The 16,459-nt window shown below is 72.4% G+C and carries 14 protein-coding genes; 7 read left to right on the top strand and 7 right to left on the bottom strand.

The annotated features are described in order from the left end of the window. The first annotated feature begins 43 nt into the window (after positions 1-43). Positions 44-235 carry a hypothetical protein gene (locus tag ABZW10_RS00080; protein ID WP_355357358.1) on the top strand — a complete coding sequence of 64 codons (192 nt, stop codon included), beginning with the start codon at positions 44-46 and terminating at the stop codon, positions 233-235. A 44-nt stretch (positions 236-279) separates the two neighbouring features. Here ABZW10_RS00080 and ABZW10_RS00085 read toward each other — a convergent pair whose 3' ends face one another. Together ABZW10_RS00085 and ABZW10_RS00090 are read right to left on the bottom strand one after the other, a co-directional pair. Then, positions 280-999 (bottom strand): phosphatase PAP2 family protein, encoded by a 720-nt coding sequence (locus ABZW10_RS00085; RefSeq protein WP_355357361.1) that lies wholly within the window; start codon positions 997-999, stop codon positions 280-282. Positions 1,000-1,195: 196 nt separating this feature from the next. After that, a complete protein-coding gene (locus tag ABZW10_RS00090; protein WP_355358845.1) occupies positions 1,196-2,416 on the bottom strand; it encodes a bifunctional lytic transglycosylase/C40 family peptidase in 1,221 nt (406 codons plus the stop codon). A 248-nt stretch (positions 2,417-2,664) separates the two neighbouring features. Here ABZW10_RS00090 and ABZW10_RS00095 point away from each other — a divergent pair, with 248 nt between their 5' ends. The 6 genes from ABZW10_RS00095 (at position 2,665) to ABZW10_RS00120 (ending at position 10,375) form a co-directional block, all read left to right on the top strand. After that, positions 2,665-3,015, top strand: coding sequence for a hypothetical protein (locus ABZW10_RS00095; protein WP_355357364.1), 351 nt, complete (start codon positions 2,665-2,667; stop codon positions 3,013-3,015). Positions 3,016-3,274: 259 nt separating this feature from the next. Then, positions 3,275-4,078, top strand: coding sequence for a hypothetical protein (locus ABZW10_RS00100; RefSeq protein ID WP_355357367.1), 804 nt, complete (start codon positions 3,275-3,277; stop codon positions 4,076-4,078). A gap of 1 nt (position 4,079) precedes the next feature. Next, positions 4,080-5,435 (top strand): hypothetical protein, encoded by a 1,356-nt coding sequence (locus ABZW10_RS00105; protein ID WP_355357370.1) that lies wholly within the window; start codon positions 4,080-4,082, stop codon positions 5,433-5,435. 7 nt (positions 5,436-5,442) lie between these two features. Next, positions 5,443-7,017, top strand: a complete 1,575-nt coding sequence (locus ABZW10_RS00110; protein WP_355357373.1) for an SCO6880 family protein — start codon at positions 5,443-5,445, stop codon at positions 7,015-7,017. A gap of 38 nt (positions 7,018-7,055) precedes the next feature. Beyond that, positions 7,056-8,405 (top strand): ATP-binding protein, encoded by a 1,350-nt coding sequence (locus ABZW10_RS00115; RefSeq protein WP_355357376.1) that lies wholly within the window; start codon positions 7,056-7,058, stop codon positions 8,403-8,405. Between the two features lie 179 nt (positions 8,406-8,584). Further along, complete coding sequence (locus tag ABZW10_RS00120; RefSeq protein WP_355357379.1) at positions 8,585-10,375, top strand: bifunctional metallophosphatase/5'-nucleotidase; 1,791 nt, start codon at positions 8,585-8,587, stop codon at positions 10,373-10,375. Between the two features lie 66 nt (positions 10,376-10,441). Here ABZW10_RS00120 and ABZW10_RS00125 read toward each other — a convergent pair whose 3' ends face one another. The 5 genes from ABZW10_RS00125 to ABZW10_RS00145 form a co-directional block, all read right to left on the bottom strand. Continuing rightward, positions 10,442-11,947, bottom strand: a complete 1,506-nt coding sequence (locus ABZW10_RS00125; RefSeq protein ID WP_355357382.1) for a HAMP domain-containing sensor histidine kinase — start codon at positions 11,945-11,947, stop codon at positions 10,442-10,444. Further along, positions 11,944-12,720: a response regulator transcription factor gene (locus tag ABZW10_RS00130; protein WP_355357385.1), complete on the bottom strand. Its 777-nt coding sequence runs from the start codon at positions 12,718-12,720 to the stop codon at positions 11,944-11,946. The genes ABZW10_RS00125 and ABZW10_RS00130 overlap by 4 nt, the downstream gene beginning before the upstream one ends. Positions 12,721-12,777: 57 nt before the next feature. Next, a complete protein-coding gene (locus tag ABZW10_RS00135; RefSeq protein ID WP_355357388.1) occupies positions 12,778-13,938 on the bottom strand; it encodes a trypsin-like peptidase domain-containing protein in 1,161 nt (386 codons plus the stop codon). A gap of 94 nt (positions 13,939-14,032) precedes the next feature. Beyond that, positions 14,033-15,079 (bottom strand): LacI family DNA-binding transcriptional regulator, encoded by a 1,047-nt coding sequence (locus tag ABZW10_RS00140; protein WP_355357391.1) that lies wholly within the window; start codon positions 15,077-15,079, stop codon positions 14,033-14,035. Between the two features lie 146 nt (positions 15,080-15,225). Beyond that, the gene (locus tag ABZW10_RS00145; protein WP_355357394.1) at positions 15,226-15,978 is read right to left on the bottom strand and encodes a response regulator transcription factor; all 753 of its coding nucleotides are present in this window, start codon (positions 15,976-15,978) and stop codon (positions 15,226-15,228) included. Between the last annotated feature and the right edge of the window lie 481 nt (positions 15,979-16,459).

Here is a 16,459-nt window from a genome sequence, read left to right on the forward strand (position 1 = left end):
CAGGCGTCGCGCACCGGAGCCCCGGCGCGTTACCGTGAACCACGTGCACAGTGAGCTGCCGGCGGTACCCGGCACCACCCCGACGCCCGAGCACTGCGTCGCGATCAGCGAACGCGGCTCCTTCTCCTTAGCGACCTGCAGTTGCGGCTGGTTCTCGCCGGCCCGGCGCTCGCGCGACCTCTCCCGGCGCGAGGCGGACGCCCACCTCGCCGACAGCGGGGCGGTCCCGGGGTAGGCCGTCCCGGGGACCGTCCCGGGCAGTCGTCCTGGGCGGTCGTCTCAGGCGGCGAGGTCGGACTCCCGCGACTGCTCCTCGGCACGGACGGTGCCCCGAGTCCCGCCGCCACGCCGGCCCGGCCGGCCCGGACCCCGCTCGGCGCCCCGTCCGGCGCGGATCAGCGGGGCCAGCGGCGTGCGCGCGATCGCGTGGCAGAGCGGCACGAGCACGGCCATCGCGATCGGCGCCAGCAGCAGCACCACCGCGGTGGCGAGCGCGAAGCCGCCGATCACGTCGGTCGGGTAGTGGACGCCCATGTACATCCGGCAGAAGCCCTGCAGCAGGGCCAGGCCGCCGGCGATCCAGCCGAGCCGCCGGTTGACCAGGAACAGCGCCACCGCGATGCCCATCGACATCGTGGAGTGGTCGCTGACGAAGGAGTAGGTGCCGGCCTTGCCCTCGACCAGCACCTCCAGCCCGGGGTGGTCCACGAAGGGCCGGGGGCGGTCCACGATCGCCGAGATCGGCAGGTTGGCCAGCTCGGCGATGGCGACCGCCAGCGGGGCCCAGAGCAGCCCGGCGACCGCCACCGGGGCGTCCGGGCGCCGCCGGGCCCGCAGCCAGCCCACCAGGCCCAGCAGGGCCAGGCCGATCAGGATGCCGTACTCGCCGACCCAGGAGACCAGGTGGTCCAGAGCGGCCGGGGCGTGTCTGGCCAGGCCGTTGACGGCGTAGAGCAGCCCGAGGTCGGGGTTGGTCGTGTCGGCAAGCGGCGTCGACACGCCGCACCTCCTTCTGGGTCCGCTGCACCTGGTCGTTCGCACCGTGGCCCACCTGCCGCCGCCTGGTGCGCGGCGGTTGACGGTCGGCCACCGGACACAACGTCATCACTGGCATACAGCGTTCCACGGAAACACGCAGTTATGGAAACTTGACTCAGCGTCCACACCGCGCGCACACCCGGCGGGTGGGCGGGGTTCAGTTCTTTGGCGGGAGTTGACCTGAACCTGCCGCCCCGGCGCCGGGTGCCCCGGCGGCCGCGGCGGCACCGGACCGGCCGGGCGGTACGGCCGGGGCCGTCGGCTGCGCGGCCGGGGCGGGCGGGGCCGGCGTGGGTGTCTGGGCCGGTGCCTGGGCCGGCGTCTGGGCCGGGTCGCCGGGGCGGCTGGGAGCGATCACCCCGCCGTCGTCGTTGCGGTCCGGCAGGGCCTGAGCGCCGTCCGAGGTGACCCGGGTGGCGCCGATGTACTCCCGGGTGTCGATCTTGTCGTAGCGGATCACCGCGTTGGTGTGCGGAGCGTTGATCATGTACCCGCCGCCCACGTAGATGCCGACGTGGTGGATGCTCCGCGGATCGGTCAGATCGGTCGCCCAGAACACCAGGTCCCCCGGGCGCAGCTGGTCGCGCGAGGGGTGCGGACCGGCGTACCACTGGTCGTTGGCCACGCGGGGCAGGGTGATGCCCACGCTCTCGAACGCGGCCTTGGTGAGCCCGGAGCAGTCGAACCTTCCGTTCTGCCACGCTTTTCCGTCGCCGCCCCACAGGTACGGGGTGCCGAGCTTGGTCTGCGCGAAGTAGATGGCGCCCGCCGACTGCGCCGAGACCTCCACCGGGGCGGACGGGGTGACCGGGGCGGCGAAGCTGCGGGCCGTCGCCAGGATGTTCCGCACGTACCCCTGGGTCTCCCGGTACGGCGGCACTCCCTGGTACTTCGTCACCGCGCCCGGCCCGGCGTTGTAGGCGGCCAGCATGTTGGACTGACGGTCACCCGGGACCTTGGAGACGTCCCGGGCGAGCGCGCAGTCGAAGGTGGCCGCCGAGGCGATGGCGTCCAGCGGGTCCCAGGGGTCCCGCCGGCCGTCGTTGTTGCCGTCCGTGCCGTACGACGCCCAGGTGCCCGGCATGAACTGCGCCAGGCCCTCCGCACCCACACCGGAACGGGCCCGCGGGTCGAAACCGCTTTCCTGGTACAACTGCGCCGCGAGCAACGGGGGGGAGAGATCGGGGCAGAGCCGGCCCCACTGTTCGATCTGCGCCTGGAAGGCGGCCGGAACGGTCCCCGGGGAGAGCCCGGCGGCATTGCCCTGCTGCTGTGGCGTCCCGCTCGCCGCATACGTCCCGAGCGTCACCAGGCCGACGAAGCCGGCGAGGACAACTCCCGCAGCAGCGGCGGCCGTACCGCCTTTCCGGAGTACCATCAGCACCATCCCGACGAATCGTCAGTCGAAGTGTCCCGGAAGGCGTTGCTCACCGCAATCATCAGAGATACAAAGAGTGAGCGCTATCCTTCGTACGGTGGACATCCTCGCGTACGTGTCCGATGCCTCACGACCAATCCGCGAGAAGTAGCCAAGTCGACATCAGATCTGGCCAAGAATAGGTACCGACCCTTCGCGCGGGCGGGGTCTGGGCCCTTGAATTTGCCTGATCGGGCGGTGAGATGGAAATGAACCAGAGCAGCGTGCAGAGCATCGCGATCGGCCACCTGGCCGAGGACCCTCCAAAGAAGCCGAATATCGACACCATCATCGGCGGGATCGCCCCGGACTGGGGCCCGTTCGCGAGCCTCGGGTCGGAGGCCCGGGTGATGGTCGAGGTCGTCATGGCCGTGGCCATCCTGGCCTGCCTGGGCCTCGCCGTCTGGGGCGCGGCCAAGCAGCGGATCGGCGCCACCGCGATGCGCGACAGCTTCGGCGCCGAACAGGGCAAGGGGCTGATCATCGCGGGGCTGACCGGCGTGTTCATCATTGGATCACTCGGCACTCTGTTCACCATTGTGTACGGCATGGCGATCTGACGAACAGGCAGATCGGACAGTCGGGACGGAAGCGGCGGTTCGGACTCTTCGGATCCTTCGGGCCGTCGTGACGTGACGGCGGCGCCTGCGGCGCCGACCGGCCTGTCCGATCGTCCGACCGTCTGTACGTCTGTCCGGGCATCCGTGAATGCTCGGAGCCCCGCCGGGAATCCATCCATCACCCCTTCCCTCCGCGCCCGCCCACGGCCGGAGGGGCCCCCGGAGCCGCCAGCCGGCTCCCCGCACCAGGAGGGCCGCCGTGCCGTTGTCCGACGACCAGCCGCACACCCGTACGCGGCTGCCGGTCGGCGAACAGCCCTCCTCCCAGCCGGGCGCCCTTCAGGCGCGACCGCTGCGCACCCTGCTGACCGCGCTCCTCGTCGTCGCCCTGCTCGTGCTGGCGATCTCGGTGGCCAACCGGGGCAAGCCCGACCCCGGCACCGGCAACACCGGCCGCTCCGCCGACCGGGCCGCCGCCACCGCGGCCTCCAGCGGCGAACAGCCCGTCACCACCACCGCCAACGGCATCGCCTCCGGCTTCCCGCACACCGACCAGGGCGCCCAGTCCGCCGCCGCCAACTACGCGGTGGCCATCGGCTCCGCCGACATGTTCCGCACCGACACCCGCCACACCATCATCACCACCATCGCCGACCCGGCCACCGCCCCGACCCTCCAGTCCCGCCTGGACCAGGGGTTCGGCGGCGACACGGTGGCCCGCTACGGCCTGGACGCCCAGGGCCGGGCGCCCAAGGGCCTCACCTTCGTCAGCCGCACCATTCCGGTGGGTACCAAGTCAGTCGGCTACACCGATGCGGAGACCAAGGCCGAGGTCTGGTGCACCGGCCTGACCGGCCTCGCCGGCGAGCGCTCCATGCTGCCGGTGGTGACGAGCTGGTTCACGCTCACCCTCTCCCTGCGCTGGACGGGCAGCGACTGGAAGCTCACGGACTACACGAGCCGGCAGGGGCCCGCCCCCATGCCGGGAGATGAACAGGCCGCCACCGCCGAGGAGATCACCGGCGCCGTCCAGCAGTTCGGGGGTTTCCGCTATGCCCGTTGAGATGACCGTCGCCCCGCCGGCGGCCCGCCGCGGCCCACGCCGCGGCACCGCGGCCGGGGGCGCCGCGCGGACCGCCGTCCGCCGCGCCGGGACGCTGGCGGGCGCGTTGGCGACCCTCCAGCTCGGCGCGCTCCTCGCGGCCCAGCGGGTCTTCGCCGAGCCGTCCCCGACGGGCTCGCCGTCCGCCTCCCCGTCCCCGTCCCCGACGGCGACCTGCCAGAAGGTGGACCTCCCGATTCCCGGCAGCGACGCGGGCTGTGCCCCGAACGGCGCCGTGGTCATCCCCGGGAGTGGGACGGTGGGGTCGGTGACGGATCCGTTGGGGTCGTTGGCGAAGGGGTGTGCGCAGGCGGCGGCGTGGGTGGTGCGGAAGCTGTCGGGGTCGATCGACGGGACGACGGAGGTGGACTTCACCAATGCGTCGTTCCTGCAGCAGTACGCGGTGGTGTTCGCCGCGTCGACGATCATCACGCTGGTGCTCTGGCTGCTCGCGGTGACCAAGCGGGCGGTGCGCGGGGCGCCGTTGGCGACGGCGATCTCGGAGGCGATCGGGTTCCTGTGGCTGACGGTGATCGCGTCGGCGTTCACGCCGTTGATCCTGTACACGGTGGTGAGCGCGACCGACGGGCTGACCAAGGCGATCGCGGTGGGGACGAAGTCGGACACCGGGACGTACCTGGGCGGGTTCGCGGACACCCTGGAGAAGGGTGACATCGGCGGCGGGCCGCTGATCCTGATCATCACCTCGCTGGTGGCGGTGCTGGCGGCGGCGGTGCTCTGGATCGAGCTGCTGATCCGGGCGGCGATGCTGTACGTGGGCGCGCTGTTGGGGACGGCGGTGTACGCGGGACTGGTGGACAAGCAGTTGTGGAAGCACGTGCGCCGCTGGGCGGGGGTGATGGTGGCGGTGGACCTGGCGAAGCCGATCATCGTGATCATCCTCGGGCTGGCCGGTGCGGTGTCGGCCGGGGCGGGCGCGAGCGACGACTTCGCGCGGGTGCTGTCGGGGCTGGCGATCCTGTTCCTGTCGATCTTCGCGAGCGCCTCCGTGTACCGGTTCGTGCCGGGCTTCGGGGACGAGATGATGAACATGCGCCGGGCCCGGGCGAGTGCGGTGTCTGCCGGATCGGCGATGATCAACGGGACCGCGAACTTCATGCGACAGGGCATCAGCACGCACGGCGACCGCGGCCCGCAGGCGGGTGGCGGCGGGGGCGGTTCGGGCGCGGGCGGCGGTTCGGTCGCCCCGGGCATCGCCGCCCACGCGGCGCGCACGCCCGCGCCGCCGGCGCAGGCCGGGCCGCCGGCCCAGTCCTCGGGTGCGGTCCGCGACAGCAATCCAGCGAAGGGAGGGTGACGGGTAAGTGAGCAGCGAACCACTCGGCCAGTACGGCGCCCAGTACGCCCAGCCGTACGTGCACCAGCGCCGTACCTACCTGATCGGCAAGGCCCGCCCGAACGCCCCGATCGGCCGGAACCGGGAGTCCGGGGAGATCGTGCTGATCATCTTCGGGGCCTTCCTCGGCATGGTCTGGGGCCTGATGATGCCGATCCTGCCGTTGCGCATCGCCGGGCTGGTGGGCCTGCCCGTGCTGGCGATCGCGGCGGTGTACGTGCCGTACCGGCGCCGGACGTTCTACAAGTGGGTGGAGATCAACCGCACCTACCGCCGGACGGTCCGCAGCGGCCGGGCGGTGTGGAAGTCGGACGCGATGGACGCCGGGACGCGGTTGGACGGCCGTGAGGTGGAGATCGGGCCGCCGCCCGGGGTGGGGCGGCTGCGCTGGCTGTCGGCGCCGTTCGGGCCGGACGAGGTCGGGGTGCTGATGCACCTGGAGCGGCGCACGGTGACGGCGGCGATCGAGATCGAGGGTCCGGGTGTCGGGCTGCGCGACTCGGAGGACCAGGAGGCGCTGGTCGACCGGTTCGGGACGCTGCTGAAGCACGTCGCGAACGGGGACGGCTTCGTGACCCGGCTGCAGATCCTGGCCCGCACCCTGCCGGCCGACCCGGACGCGCACGCCAAGGACGTAGAGCGGCGCGGCGATCCGGGCGCGCCGCGCTGGCTGATGGACTCGTACGACCAGCTGCAGTCGATGGTGTCGACCTCGTCGGAGCAGCACCGGGCGTACCTGGTGGCGTGCATGCACTACACCCGGGACCTCGCGGCCGAGGCGCACGCGATGGGCCGCACCGCGACCGGGCGGCGGGCCCGGGACGACGAGGGGCTGGCCGCGGTGATGGCGCGCGAGCTGACCGACATCTGCGCGCGGCTGGCGGAGGCGGACATCCGGGTGCGGCAGCCGCTGGGCCAGGCCCGGCTCTCCTCGCTGCTGCACTCGATGTACGACCCGGACCACCCGATCGACCACATCCAGGCGATGTCCAAGCGGAACGCCTGGCCGGCCGAGCTGGACGCGACCCACCCGCAGTACCTGGAGGCGAAGACCCGCGAGTCGGCGACCCGGGAGCCGTGGTGCCACGCCACCGCGTGGATCAAGGAGTGGCCGCTGACCCCGGTCGGCGTCAACTTCCTGGCGCCGCTGCTGGTGCACACCCCGGACGTGATCCGGACGGTGGCGGTGACGATGGATCTGGAGCCCACGGACGTCGCGATCGAGCGGATGCTCACCGAGAAGACCAACGACGAGGCGGAGGCCAGCCGGGCCGCCAAGATGAACCGGACGATCGACCCGCGCGACCTGGCCCACACCGGCCGGGTGGACCAGCGCGGTGACGACCTGGCGTCCGGCGCGGCCGGCGTCAACCTGGTCGGTTACATCACGGTCTCCTCGCGCAACCCCGACGCGCTGGCCCGGGACAAGCGGACGATCCGGGCGTCGGCGGGCAAGAGCTACCTGAAGCTGGAGTGGTGCGACCGCGAGCACCACCGCGCGTTCGTCAACACCCTGCCGTTCGCCACCGGTATCCGCCGCTGAGCGGGCACCGGCCGAGCGACTGATCTGGAGGCCCCCGTATGGCGATCGGCAACCTCACCGACGCGTTCACCACCCTGATGTTCGGCAAGGTGGAGACCACCCGGCTGCCGGTGCGCACCTCCACCGGCCAGGCGCAGGCGGTCTACCTGCCGACCGCCGCGCCGGGGCTGGGCGACTCCGGGGTGATCATCGGACGGGAGGTGTACAGCGGGAAGGGGTACGTCTACGACCCGTTCCAGCTGTACGGCCAGCAGCTGCCGGCCCCGCACTGGCTGGTGCTGGGGGAGTCCGGCAACGGCAAGTCGGCGCTGGAGAAGACCTATGTGCTGCGCCAACTGCGCTTCCGGGACCGGCAGGTGGTGGTGCTGGACGCGCAGGGCGAGGACGGGGTCGGCGAGTGGAACCTGATCGCCAATGCGCTGGGCATAAAGTCGATCCGGCTGGACCCGATGGCGGCCCGGGACGGCGGGGTGAAGCTGAACCCGCTGGACCCGGCGATCACCCAGACGGGGCAGCTGTCGCTGCTGCGCACCATCATCGAGGTGGCGATGGGGCGCGGGCTGGAGGAGCGGGCGGGCTTCGCGCTGAAGGCCGCGCACGCGCACGTGGTGGCGACGGTCCGGGACCGGCAGCCGGTGCTGAACGACATCATCGACACCCTGCGCAACCCCGAGCTGTCCTCGGTGGAGTCGTTGGGCGTGGCGGTGAAGGACGTGCAGTCCTGGGGCCTGGACGTCGCGCTGGTGCTGGACCGGCTGGTCGACGGCGACCTGCGGGGCATGTTCGACGGGTCGACCACGGACGGCATCGACCTGGACGCGCCGCTGATCGTCTTCGACCTCTCGCACATCGACCGCAACTCGATCGCGATGCCGATCCTGATGGCGATCGTCGGGGTCTGGCTGGAGCACACCTGGATCAGGCCGGACCGCAAGAAGCGGATCTTCCTGGTCGAGGAGGCCTGGCACATCATCAACAGCCCCTTCGTGGCACAGCTGTTCCAGCGGCTGCTGAAGTTCGGCCGCCGGCTGGGCCTGTCCTTCGTCGCCGTGGTGCACCACCTGTCGGACGTGGTGGACGGGGCGGCGGCCAAGGAGGCTTCGGCGATCCTCAAGATGGCCTCCACCCGGACCATCTACATGCAGAAGGCCGAGGAGGCGCGCGCCACCGGGCGGGTGCTCGGCCTGCCGCGCTGGGCGGTGGAGATCATCCCCACGCTCTCGCCGGGCATCGCGGTCTGGGACGTCAACGGCAACGTCCAGGTGGTGAAGCACATCATCACCGATGCGGAACGCCCGCTGGTCTACACCGACCGCGCGATGACCGAGGACGCGGTGGCCGAACGGGTGCGGGCCGACCGGCAGTTGGCAGCCGAGCCGGGCGTCTGAGGCCCGGCCCGGCGGAGAAAGTCCGACGACGATTCGTCAGCAGGTAACCCTGTCGTTACGTCCGGGGGCCTGACAGCTACGCGCGTTGACTCTAGGCTGCACTCGCGCAACGACACTCGTCTCGCGCGCCCGGGCCTGTCCACAGCTGGGCGCTCTCACAGGTGCAGGGGACCCCCTACATGCTCTCCGTCAGAACTCGACGGTCGGCGCTGGCCGTCGTCGCCGCGGCCGGCCTCGTCGGCACGGTGGCCATGCCGTCCGCGGCCCAGGCCGCGACCGCCAAGCCCAAGACCGTCAACCTCCAGTTGCTGGCCATCAACGACCTGCACGGCAATCTGGAGCCCCCGGCCGGTTCGTCCGGGACCATCCGCGAGATCGATCCGGCCACCGGCCAGCCGGTCAGCACCCCGGCCGGCGGCGTCGAGTACCTCGCCACCGCGCTGCGCCAGGCCCGCATCCCCGCCGACGACTCGATCACCGTCGCCGCCGGCGACCTGGTCGGCGCCTCGCCGCTGACCTCGGCGCTCTTCCACGACGAGCCCACCATCGAGGCGCTGGACAAGCTCGGCCTGGACGTCTCCTCGGTCGGCAACCACGAGTTCGACGAGGGCTCGGCCGAGCTGCTGCGCCTGCAGAACGGCGGCTGCCACCCGACCGACGGCTGCTACGAGGAGGGGCGCAAGTTCGCGGGCGCCAACTTCAACTACCTGTCGGCCAACGTCACCAGCGAGAAGACCGGCAAGCCGGTGCTGGCCCCGTACTGGGTGACCAAGTCCCAGGGCGTCAAGATCGGCTTCATCGGCGTCACCCTGGAGGGCACGCCGAACATCGTCACCGCCGAGGGCGTCAAGGGCCTGAAGTTCGCGGGCGAGGTCGACACGATCAACAAGTACGCGGCCGAGCTGAAGGCCAAGGGCGTCAACTCGATCGTCGCGCTGATCCACGAGGGCGGCCTGCCGGCCAGCAGCACCTACAACTACGACTGCGGCGCGGCCGGCCAGGGCATCTCCGGCCCGATCGTCGACATCGCCAAGAAGATCGACCCGGCGGTCGGCGCCATCGTCACCGGCCACACCCACAACGCGTACGCCTGCACCATCCCGGACCCGCAGGGCGTGCCGCGCTCGGTGACCAGCGCCGCCTCCTTCGGCCGGCTGTACACCGAGATCGACCTGAAGCTCGACAAGGCCAGCGGCACCATCGTGCGCCCGTCGGTCAAGGCGGAGAACCACATCGTGCGCCGGACGGTCGAGAAGGCCCCGGACCTGACCCAGCTGATCGACCACTACTCGAAGCTGGCCGCGCCGATCGCCAACCGCCCGATCGGCTACATCGCCTCGGACATCAACGGCCGTGGCAACAGCGACCTGGAGAAGCCGCTCGGCGACGTCATCGCCGACGCCCAGCAGGTCGGCCTCGCGCCCGCCGACAAGGGCGGCGCGCAGGTCGCCTTCATGAACCCCGGCGGCATCCGCGCCGACCTCGTCTACAAGGCGAGCGGCGCCGAGGGCGACGGCGTGGTGACCTACGGCGAGGCGTTCACCGTCCAGCCGTTCACCAACATGATGCAGGTCAAGACGCTGACCGGTGCCCAGCTGATCCAGCTGCTGCAGCAGCAGGTCAGCGGCTCCAACGAGGCCTCGCCGAAGATCCTCCAGCCGTCCAAGTCGCTCAGCTACACGCTGGACATGCGCAACAAGGGCGCGGACCGGATCGTCGTCGACTCGATCCGCCTCAACGGCGCGCCGGTCGACCCGGCCGCCAAGTACCGGGTCGCGGCCAACGAGTTCCTGGCCGGCGGCGGCGACGGCTTCCCGGCCTTCGCGGCCGGCACCGACAAGCTCGTCGGCGCCTCCGACCTGGACGTCTTCGCCGCCTACCTGGGTGCCAACAGCTCGGCCGCCGCGCCGCTGAAGGCCCCGGCGCAGGACCGGATCAAGATCATCACCGCGGGCGGCACCACCGGCTGAGCCGAGGGTCGCCGGCCGTGAGCCGACCAGGGGCGGGGCGCTGTCGGGGCGCCCCGCCCCTTCCGGCTATGCGGGGGCGGGGCCGCCGGGCAGGCGGACGGTGGCGAGGGTGCCCGGGCCGCCGTCCCGGGCCGGGCCGAGCGACACCTCGCCGCCGGCCTCCCGGACGCTCTGCGCCACGATCGACAGCCCGAGGCCCGAGCCCGGGAGCTGGCGCGAGGAGGGGGAGCGCCAGAAGCGGTCGAAGACGTACGGGAGCTCGTCCGGGGGGATGCCGGGCCCGTGGTCGCGGACGGTCAGCACGCCCGCGTCGAGCCGGACCTCGACGGTGCCGCCGGGCGGGCTGTACTTCACCGCGTTGTCCAGCAGGTTGATCACCGCGCGCTCCAGGGCGGCCGCGTCGGCGTGCACGTACCAGGGCGCGGTGGCCGTCTCGAAGACCAGCCCCGGACCGCGCAGCTTGGCGCGTTCCACGGCCCGTTCGGCGATCTCGTGCAGGGCGACCACGGCGAGCGTGCGGACCGGTTTGGGGGAGTCCGGGCGGGACAGCTGGAGCAGGTCGCCGATCAGGACGGTGAGCTCCTGCATCTGGGCCTTCATGTTGCCGAGCAGCTTGGTGCGGGTGGCGGGCGGGAGCGGACGGCCGGTGTCGTCGCTGCGGATCAGCAGGTCGACGTTGGTGCGCAGGGAGGTGAGCGGGGTGCGCAGCTCATGTCCGGCGTCGGCGATCAGGCGGGTCTGCCGTTCGCGGGAGTTGGCGAGCGCGGTGCTCATGGAGTTGAACGAGGTGGAGAGCCGGGCGATCTCGTCCTCGCCCTGCACGGGGATGGTGGTGCCGACCTCCTCGGTGCGGGCGATGTGCTCGACGGCGTCGGTCAGCTGGTCGACGGGCTTGAGCGCGGAGCGGGCGACGAGCCGGCCGGCGACACCGGCGAGGATGATGCCGCCGAGGGCGACGCCGCCGAGGATGAAGGCGAGCTGGTTCAGGGACTCCTCGACGCCCTTGGTCGGGGTGGCGATCATCACCAGGACCGGCGGGTGACCCGGGCCGCGGTTCGCGAAGATCCGAACCATGGCGGGGTCCCCGTTGGTGTAGTGGCCGTCGCGGATGATCGATTCATTGGGACGGAGATCGAGGGCGCCGGTGTCGCCGGGCTGGATCACGATCGCCTTGGACGACCCCCTCGGCAGGGAAACGCACTTCAGATCGGTCCAGAAGAACTGGGTGTCACGGGCAGCGGGGCCACCGGGCAGTTCCGGCAGCGTACCGGCCCGTTGCGCGGACATGAGCTGTTCCAGAGCGGCCTCTGGCGTACGAGGGCAGGAGAGGTCGAGGTCGAGCTTGGGAGGCCCCTGGGCATCGAGCAGGTCATTGCGGACCTGGCCGTAGAGCTGCTTCTCCACGATGAACCAGCACGCCAGCGCCGAGAGCGCGATCGCCACCGCCACCGCCGCCGCCGTGAGGAAGGTGAGGCGGGTGCGCAGCGAGCGGGCGCGGTACCAGGTGGTGAGGCGGCCGCGGCGCGGGATGCGGGGCGGGGTGAGCGGGGGCGGCGGGACGGTGGGGTTCACGCGGTGGTGCCGGCGGCGGGGCGGAGCGCGTAGCCGACTCCGCGGACGGTCTGGACGAGCCGGGGCAGGCCGCCCTGCTCGGTCTTGCGGCGCAGGTACATCACGTACACGTCCAGCGAGTTGGACGAGGGCTCGAAGTCGAAGCCCCAGACCGCCTTGAGGATCTGCTCGCGGGTGAGCACCTGGCGGGGGTGGGCGAGGAACATCTCCAGCAGCATGAACTCGGTGCGGGTCAGTTCGACAGGGCGGCCGGCCCGGGTGACCTCGCGGGTGGCGGTGTTCATCCGCAGGTCCGCGAAGGCGAGGACGTCGGTCTCCTCCTCGACGGCGGCCGCCCGGGCGGCGGCCTCGGTGGCGAGCGCGTTGCGCCGCAGCAGGGCGCGCACCCGAGCGAGCAGCTCGTCGAGTTCGAAGGGCTTGGCGAGGTAGTCGTCGGCGCCGACGTCGAGGCCGGTGACCCGGTCGCCGACGGCGTCCCGGGCGGTGAGCATCAGCACCGGGACGGTGTCGCCGCGCGAGCGCATCCGGCGGACGGCGGTGAGGCCGTCCATCCTGGGCATCATGATGTCGAGCAGGACGAGGTCCGGCCGTTCGCGTTCGACGGACTCCAGCGCCTCGTAGCCGTCGGTGGCGGTGGCGACCTCGTAGCCCTCGAAGGCGAGGCTGCTCTCCAGGGCGTCCCGGAGTGCGGGTTCGTCGTCGACCACGAGGAGCCGGGCGCTGGTCTGGTGCCCGGGCTCGGCGGGGGTGCGGTCGTCGGCGGACGGGGTCATCGGCGGTTGCCCTTTCTGGTGGCGGGAGGGCCTGCTCGGGTCAATTGTCGGACGTGGTCAGATGTTCTGGCCGGACTGCAGCTTCGGCAGCACCTGCTTGATGTCGTCGATCGGGATGGCGAAGCCGAGGCCGACGCTGCCGGCTCCGCTGCCGCCGGCCGTGGCGCTGGACCCGCTCGGCGAGTACATGGCCGAGTTGACGGCGATGACCTGCCCGCTCGCGTTGATGAGCGGGCCGCCGGAGTTGCCGGGGTTGAGCGCGGCGTCGGTCTGGAAGGCCTGGTAGGTGGCGGTCTCGCCGCCGCTCTGCGGGGCGGTGCCGCGCAGTCCGGGCAGGTTGGGGAGGCCGAAGCCGCCGTTGCCGCCGGTGGTGCCCTCGTCGAGCTGGACGGTGACCTCGCGGTGCTCGGCGCTGATGATGCCGGAGGTGACGGTGCCGGTGAGGCCCTCGGGGTTGCCGATGGCGACGACGGGGTCGCCGACCGCGACGGCGGAGGAGTCGCCGAGGACGGCGGGGGTGAGCTTGTGGGAGCCGCCGGCGGTGATCACGGCGGCGTCCAGGCCCTTGTCGGTGCCGGTGAGCGCGGCCCGGGCGGTGGAGCCGTCGTGGAAGGTGACGGTGATCTGGCCGCCGCCGGCCGCGCCGGAGACCACGTGGTAGTTGGTGAGGATCTGCCCGTCCGCCGTGAGCACCACGCCGGTGCCGGTGGCGGTGCCGTTCGCGGTCTTCACGGTGATCTGGACGACGCTGGGGGAGACGGCAGCCGCGACGGCGGCGACGTCGGCGCTGCCGTCGGAGCGGGCGGCGACCGGGCTGGCGATGGTGCCGGTGCGGGCGGTGGAGTCGTGGTCCCGGGCGGCGACGAGGCCGCCGGTGACGCCGCCGAGGACGGCGGCGATCGCGGCGACGGCGGTGACCAGGGCGAGCCGGCCGCGCAGCAGGCCGCGCCGGGCGCGGTGGCCGGGGCCGCCGGGAGTGGGTGCCGTGCCCGCCTCGGGCGGGACCGGCGGGGCCGGGGGAGGGGGCGGGGTGCCGGCGGCGGGGTGGGCGGCGGTGTCGAACCCGGTGCCGTCGTACCCGGCGTGGTCCTGCGCGGTGCGGTCCTGCGTGGTGCTGTCGAGGACGGTGCCCGGGATGATCCGGGGCTGCGGGTACCCGTACGGGCCGTCGTACTGCTCGCCGTCGGTGCGGTGCTGCCACTGCTGGTGATCGCTCATGGCGACCAACGTCCGCCCGGTGGATGAGAATCCGATGAGAGTCCGCTCAGAACGCCCCGAGAAGCCCGTTGACTTCTCATAAAGCCTGGTCAGGCTACGAGTCGGCGCCGTCCGGCGAGCAGCCGCAGGAACGCCGTACGACCAGGCGCGACGGGAAGGTGCGGACCCGTTCGGTGTCCGAGCCGGGCACCATCAGCGAGTCGTCCAGCACCAGGTCCACCGCGGCCCGGGCCATCGCGTCGCGGTCGGAGGCGACGGTGGTCAGCGGCGGGTCGGCGAGCGCGGCCTCCGGCACGTCGTCGAACCCGGCCACCGCGAGGTCCTCCGGCACCCGCAGGCCCAGTTCGCGGGCGGCCCGCAGCACGCCGATGGCCTGGTCGTCGGTGGAGCAGAAGATCGCTGGCGGGCGGTTCCCGGAGCGCAGCAGGTCGAGCGCGACGTCGAAGGCGCCGTAGCGGTGGAACGGCGCGTCGATCAGGTGCGGTTCGGTGGGCAGGCCGTGCGCGTCCATGGCGCGCTGCCAGCCCTCGACGTGGTCGATGACCGGGTCGCCGGGCGCGGGGGACTCCACCGGGCCGCCGAAGCAGGCCACGTACGGGTGCCCGTGCACCTCCAGCAGGTGGCGGACGACCGTCTCGGCGCCGGCCACGTCGTCGGTGACCACCGCGACGTCGTCGATCGCCTCGGGCCGGCGGTGCAGCAGCACCACCTTGGCGCCCTCCATGGCGGCGAACTCCTCGGCGGCCCGCTGCGAGGGGCCCTGGCTGACCAGGATCAGGCCGGAGACCCGCATGCCGAGGAAGGCGCGGACGTAGTGGACCTCGCGGTCGTCGACGTAGTCGGAGTTGCCGATCAGGACGAGCTTGCCGCGTTCGGAGGCGGCCCGTTCGACGGCGTGCGCCATCTCGGCGAAGAACGGCTGGCGGGCGTCCGGGACGACCATGCCGATCAGGTTGGTGCGGCGGGAGGCCATCGCCTGCGCGACGCTGTTCGGCCGGTAGCCGAGCTGCTCGATCGCGGCGAGCACCTTCTCCCGGGTGGCGGGCGCGACCGGGCGCGGTCCGTTGTTGATCACGTAGCTGACGACCGCGGTCGAGGTACCAGCCAGTCGGGCTACGTCGTCGCGCGTCACTTTGGCCACGGGGGGAGTCTACGCGTGTGGCATGCGGCCGGGCAGCGGGGGACCCGCGTCGGGCGGGCGTGGCGCGCGGGGCACCCCGGACGGGTCGGGACGAACCCGGACAGGCCGGGCGGGGCGGGGCGGCGCGGCCCCGTCCGGCCGGCCGGTCAGGCCTCCAGGGCGGCCGGGGAGCGCCGGGCCGGCGGATCGTTCCGCTCGGCCCGCTCGGCCCGCTCGCCCTTGTCCCCCTTGTCGGGGACGACGAAGCGGTAGCCGACGTTGCGCACGGTGCCGATCAGGCCCTCGTGCTCGACGCCGAGCTTGGCGCGCAGCCGACGGACGTGCACGTCGACCGTCCGGGTGCCGCCGAAGTAGTCGTAGCCCCAGACCTCCTGCAGCAGCTGTGCCCGGGTGAAGACCCGGCCGGGGTGCTGGGCGAGGTACTTGAGCAGCTCGAACTCCTTGAAGGTGAGGTCGAGCACCCGGCCCTTGAGCTTGGCCGAGTAGGTGGCCTCGTCGACCGAGAGGTCGCCGTTGCGGATCTCCATCGGGCTGTCGTCGGTGGACACCTGGAGCCGGCCGAGGGCGAGCCGCAGCCGAGCCTCGACCTCGGCGGGGCCGGCGGTGTCGAGCAGGACGTCGTCGATGCCCCATTCGGCGGTGACGGCGGCCAGGCCGCCCTCGGTGACCACCAGGATCAGCGGGCAGCCGATGCCGGTGGAGCGCAGCAGCTGGCAGAGGCTGCGGATCTGCGGCAGGTCACGCCTGCCGTCCACCAGGATGACGTCGGCGCTGGGCGTGTCGACCAGGGCGGCGCCCTCGGCGGGGGCCACCCGGACGTTGTGCAGCAGCAGGCCGAGCGCGGGCAGGACCTCCGCGGAGGGCTGCAGCGCGTTGGTGAGGAGGAGTAGAGAACTCATACCCGGTAGTCCCCTTTCCGGGTCGTCGCGGTCGCGTTCCGGTCGCCGCCACGGCCGGATGGCGCAGGTGCTGATGAGGGGGAGGAGACGGAGGCCAGGGGGGACGCGGGGGATCCGGCGGCGCGCGCGGCCGGACGGCGCACGCCCAAGGGGTCCTGTGACCCCCGGTGCACCGTTTCTGCCCTGCTCATCCGCGAACCTTCCGGTCCTGGCCCGTCCCGGGCGGCGGCCCGGAGCCGGGGTTGTCCGACGCCCCGGCCTCGTCCCGGCACCTCGTTGTGCCGTGTGTGGCGGGGCGGTCCCTGCGGCACGCCGGGGGTGGGCCGACGATTCGCACGGACGTCCGTACTGGCGTCCTGAAAGCACAAAAGGATCCGGGGGCGACTCTGCCCGGATCCCTCACGGATCGAGGATAGCCGACCGGCCCGCCGCGCCGGGAGGGCTCGAATCCGGCGGTCCGGCCTTTTCGGGCGCGCCCCGG

Source organism: Kitasatospora sp. NPDC004723 (assembly GCF_040609255.1).
Lineage (GTDB): Bacteria > Actinomycetota > Actinomycetes > Streptomycetales > Streptomycetaceae > Kitasatospora.

What these genes read in the sequence shown, in the direction of transcription:
- ABZW10_RS00090 (WP_355358845.1), bottom strand. Translation starts at nt 2,416, where the DNA reads ATGGTACTCCGGAAAGGCGGTACGGCCGCCGCTGCTGCGGGAGTTGTC.
- ABZW10_RS00095 (WP_355357364.1), top strand. Translation starts at nt 2,665, where the DNA reads ATGAACCAGAGCAGCGTGCAGAGCATCGCGATCGGCCACCTGGCCGAG.
- ABZW10_RS00105 (WP_355357370.1), top strand. Translation starts at nt 4,080, where the DNA reads ATGACCGTCGCCCCGCCGGCGGCCCGCCGCGGCCCACGCCGCGGCACC.
- ABZW10_RS00115 (WP_355357376.1), top strand. Translation starts at nt 7,056, where the DNA reads ATGGCGATCGGCAACCTCACCGACGCGTTCACCACCCTGATGTTCGGC.
- ABZW10_RS00120 (WP_355357379.1), top strand. Translation starts at nt 8,585, where the DNA reads ATGCTCTCCGTCAGAACTCGACGGTCGGCGCTGGCCGTCGTCGCCGCG.
- ABZW10_RS00130 (WP_355357385.1), bottom strand. Translation starts at nt 12,720, where the DNA reads ATGACCCCGTCCGCCGACGACCGCACCCCCGCCGAGCCCGGGCACCAG.
- ABZW10_RS00135 (WP_355357388.1), bottom strand. Translation starts at nt 13,938, where the DNA reads ATGAGCGATCACCAGCAGTGGCAGCACCGCACCGACGGCGAGCAGTAC.
- ABZW10_RS00145 (WP_355357394.1), bottom strand. Translation starts at nt 15,978, where the DNA reads ATGAGTTCTCTACTCCTCCTCACCAACGCGCTGCAGCCCTCCGCGGAG.